Genomic DNA, 3,797 nt, shown 5'->3' on the forward strand with positions numbered 1-3,797 from the left:
CCTTTTTCTCCAAATATACTTAAAGTTTCTTCTAAGTTTTTAGGATATACACAAGCACTTCCTTCAACTATTCCTATTGAGCCATTTTTAAATCTAATAAGTATTGCCCCAAAGTCTTCCATCTCTATATCTCTTAAAAATGTATCCCTTTCCGCATAAACTCTTTCTACTTCTGAGCCCATCATCCATTGAAGAAGATCTATATTATGAATACATTGATTCATTAATGTTCCACCATCTAATTTTTTTGTCCCTCTCCACGCAGCCTGTTTATAATAATCATCATTCCTATTCCAAAGTATCCTAGCTGTTCCATTGATTATCTTTCCGAATCTTCCTTCTTCTATGGCCCTTCTCAATTTTTGTATTGGAGGATTGAACCTATTTTGATGACATACTCCAAGCTTCAAGTTTTTTTCTTTAGCTAGTCTTATCATTTCATCTGCCTCAGCAGAAGATAATGCCATAGGTTTCTCTACTAATACATGTTTACCTGCATTTAGACAGTCTATAGCATGTTTTGAATGATATCCACTTTCTGTGCAAATTGCTACTACATCTATATCTTCTTTTTCCAACATTTCTTTATAATCTATATATTTTTTAACTTCTTTTTTTAAACCCATTTCTTCTAAAGATTCATAATATTCTTCTACATCCTTGTCCATCTTTTCAGGTATAATATCACAAACTGCCACAAGCTCAGCTTCCTCTGAATTATTTACTAAAGCTTCTATATGTTTATGTGATATTCTTCCACATCCAATTATTGCAAATTTAAGCATCATACCACTCCCTTATAGTAACTCTATGTTTTCTCTATTCTCAACTTCTTTCATAGCATTTTTTGTATCAAATATAAATTTAGAATTAACTTGTACAAAATCATAGTCAATACTCGTATGTGCTGTTGTTATTACTACTAAATCAGCATTTTTAAGTGCTTCTTTACTAAGTTCTTTTATACTTTCCTTTGATTTTCCTTTATAATTATAGCTTTCAACATAAGGATCATAATATTTTACTATAGAACCTTCTTTTTCAAATCCCTCTATTACTTTTAGTGCAGGGCTATGCCTTATATCATCTATGTCTTGCTTATAAGCTACTCCCAGTACTAATATTTTAGAACCATTAAGGGATTTTTTAAATCTATTTAATATTTTTGAAGCTCTTTCTACAACATAATAAGGCATATTATCATTTATTATTCCTGATGTTTCTATTAACTTTGTATGGTAATCATATTCTCTTACTTTCCACGCTAAATAATATGGATCAAGAGGTATACAATGTCCTCCTAATCCTGGACCTGGATAGAAGGCTTGGAATCCATAAGGCTTTGTCTTTGCAGCATCTATTACTTCCCAAACACTTATTCCCATTTTTTCGCAAATTATGGCCATTTCATTAGCCAATCCAATATTTATATTTCTATACGTGTTTTCAAGCAATTTCTCCATTTCAGCCACTTTTGGTGAAGATACCTCATGTACACATCCATCTAAAACTGATCTATACATTACTGCTGCAACTTCTGTAGAATCCTTACCTAATCCTCCTACTACCTTCGGAGTATTCTTTGTTTTATATAGCTTGTTGCCTGGATCTACTCTTTCTGGGGAATATGCTAGAAAAAAATCTTTACCACATTTTAATCCTGAACCTTCTTCTAAAATAGGTAATATAAGTTCTTCTGTAGTTCCTGGATATGTTGTACTTTCTAACACTACAATAGAACCTCTTTTTAAATGTTTTGATATTTCAATAGTTGAAGATTTTACATAACTAATATCTGGTTGTTGATATTGATCTAGTGGGGTCGGTACACATATGGCTATAAAATCTGCATCTTCAACAATCGAAAAGTCTGTAGTTGCAGATAGTAATCCTTTTTTAACTAAATCCTCAAGTTCTGCATCTACCACATCTCCTATATAGTTGTGCCCTTCATTAACCATTTTAACTTTTGACTCTTGTATATCAAAACCAATCGTCCTATATCCCGCTTTAGCTTTTTCAACTGCCAAAGGTAAACCAACATAACCTAATCCTATGACAGCAACCATAGCCGATTTATTATTTATTTTTTCTAATAGATTGTTTTTCATTTTATTTTTATTGCTCATAATCATTACTCCCTTGGACTTAGATTTCCATCTATAATTTCATACTCTTCTTTACAAGATTTGCATGTATACTTATAATCAGTCTTTTCTAATCTATTTCCACACTTGCATACATACCCTATTTTCCTAGCTGGACTTCCTACTACTAATGCATAGTCTGGTACATTTTTAGTTACTACAGCCCCCGCACCAACAAATGCATATTTTCCTATATCATAACCACAAACTATAGTAGCATTGGCTCCTATAGTTGCACCTTTTTTTACTACAGTTTTTCTATATTCACTTTTCCTTTCTATAAAACTCCTAGGATTAATTACATTAGTAAAAACACAAGAAGGTCCCAAAAATACATCATCTTCACATATTACTCCAGTATATACAGATACATTGTTTTGTATTTTAACATTATTTCCTATGTTAACTCCAGGAGATATAACTACATTCTGTCCTATATTACAATTCTCACCTATAATAGTATTTTTCATTATGTGTGAAAAATGCCATATTTTCGTCCCATCTCCTATTTGACAAGGTTCATCTATATAAGATGATTCATGTACAAAGTAATTTTTTTCAACCATTCTACTCACCAAACTTCTTTAAATTTTTAACTATATATTCTTTTTCTTCATCTGTTAATTCAGCAAACATTGGTATTGCAAAGGTTCTTTCTGAAAGATATTCTGCATTAGGAAGAGAACCTTCTTTATATCCTAAATCTGTATAAGCCTTTTGAAGATGTATTGGTACTGGATAGTATATACCAGTTGCTATTCCATTCTCTTTTAAAAATTCAACTAATTCTTCTCTTTTTTCTGATTGCAATATATACATATGGTATACATGTTTTACATAATCATCTTCATTAGGAGTCACTAATTCTGTATTAGATAGTTGTTGATTATAAAATTTAGCATTTTCTCTTCTCTTTTCATTCCACTCATCAAGTAATGGAAGCTTAATTCTTAATATAGCTGCTTGAACTTCATCAAGTCTTGAATTATATCCAATTAAATAATTATAATATTTTAATGGATTATAAACTGTATTGTCTACAGAGTTATCTTCTTCCACTTCTTCATTTATATTATTTAAAATATTATAAGCTTTTTTGCCATTTTCTCCACTACCATGAGCTTTCAGTCCTCTACATATAGTTGCTAATTTATCATCATTAGTAACTATCATTCCTCCGTCTCCTGCACAACCTAAATTCTTTGTTGGAAAGAATGAAAAACAAGCTATATCTCCCAATGTACCTGTTTTTTTACCTTTATAATTAGCTCCTACTGCTTGACATGCATCCTCGATTACTTTCAAGTTATATTTTCTGGCAATCTCATTTATTTCATCCATATCTACAGGCTGTCCAAAAATATGTACAGGCATAATCGCTTTGGTTCTTGGAGTAATTTTTTCTTCTATTTTTGTAGGATCTATATTGAAAGTATCTAATCTCACATCAACAAATACAGGAGTAGCTCCTACTGCAGAAATACTTTCAGCTGTTGCAAAGAATGTAAAAGGAGTAGTTATAACTTCATCTCCTTCACCTATTCCAAGAGCTTCTAAGGCTATAACTAATGCATCCGTTCCATTTCCTACAGATATGCTATGCTTAACCCCTATATATTCACTAAATTCTTTCTCAAATTCTTTCACATT

4 protein-coding genes are annotated in these 3,797 nt (G+C 31.3%); all 4 read right to left on the minus strand.

Going from position 1 to position 3,797, the window contains the following annotated elements; translation table 11 throughout:
- Positions 1–785: Gfo/Idh/MocA family protein (locus FYJ27_RS12485; RefSeq protein WP_229775565.1), on the minus strand; the 785-nt coding region annotated here is incomplete at its 3' end.
- Between the two features lie 12 nt (positions 786–797).
- A complete protein-coding gene (locus FYJ27_RS12490) occupies positions 798–2,129 on the minus strand; it encodes a nucleotide sugar dehydrogenase (protein ID WP_154485124.1) in 1,332 nt (443 codons plus the stop codon).
- Between the two features lie 5 nt (positions 2,130–2,134).
- Positions 2,135–2,713: an acyltransferase gene (locus tag FYJ27_RS12495; protein ID WP_154485125.1), complete on the minus strand. Its 579-nt coding sequence runs from the start codon at positions 2,711–2,713 to the stop codon at positions 2,135–2,137.
- Position 2,714: 1 nt separating this feature from the next.
- The coding region (locus tag FYJ27_RS12500; RefSeq protein ID WP_154485126.1) for a DegT/DnrJ/EryC1/StrS family aminotransferase at positions 2,715–3,797 on the minus strand (1,083 nt) is incomplete at its 5' end.

It is taken from the genome of Anaerosalibacter bizertensis (assembly GCF_009696605.1).
Classification (GTDB): Bacteria; Bacillota; Clostridia; order Tissierellales; family Sporanaerobacteraceae; genus Anaerosalibacter; species Anaerosalibacter bizertensis.

What these genes read in the sequence shown, in the direction of transcription:
- FYJ27_RS12490 (WP_154485124.1), bottom strand. Translation starts at nt 2,129, where the DNA reads ATGAGCAATAAAAATAAAATGAAAAACAATCTATTAGAAAAAATAAAT.
- FYJ27_RS12495 (WP_154485125.1), bottom strand. Translation starts at nt 2,713, where the DNA reads ATGGTTGAAAAAAATTACTTTGTACATGAATCATCTTATATAGATGAA.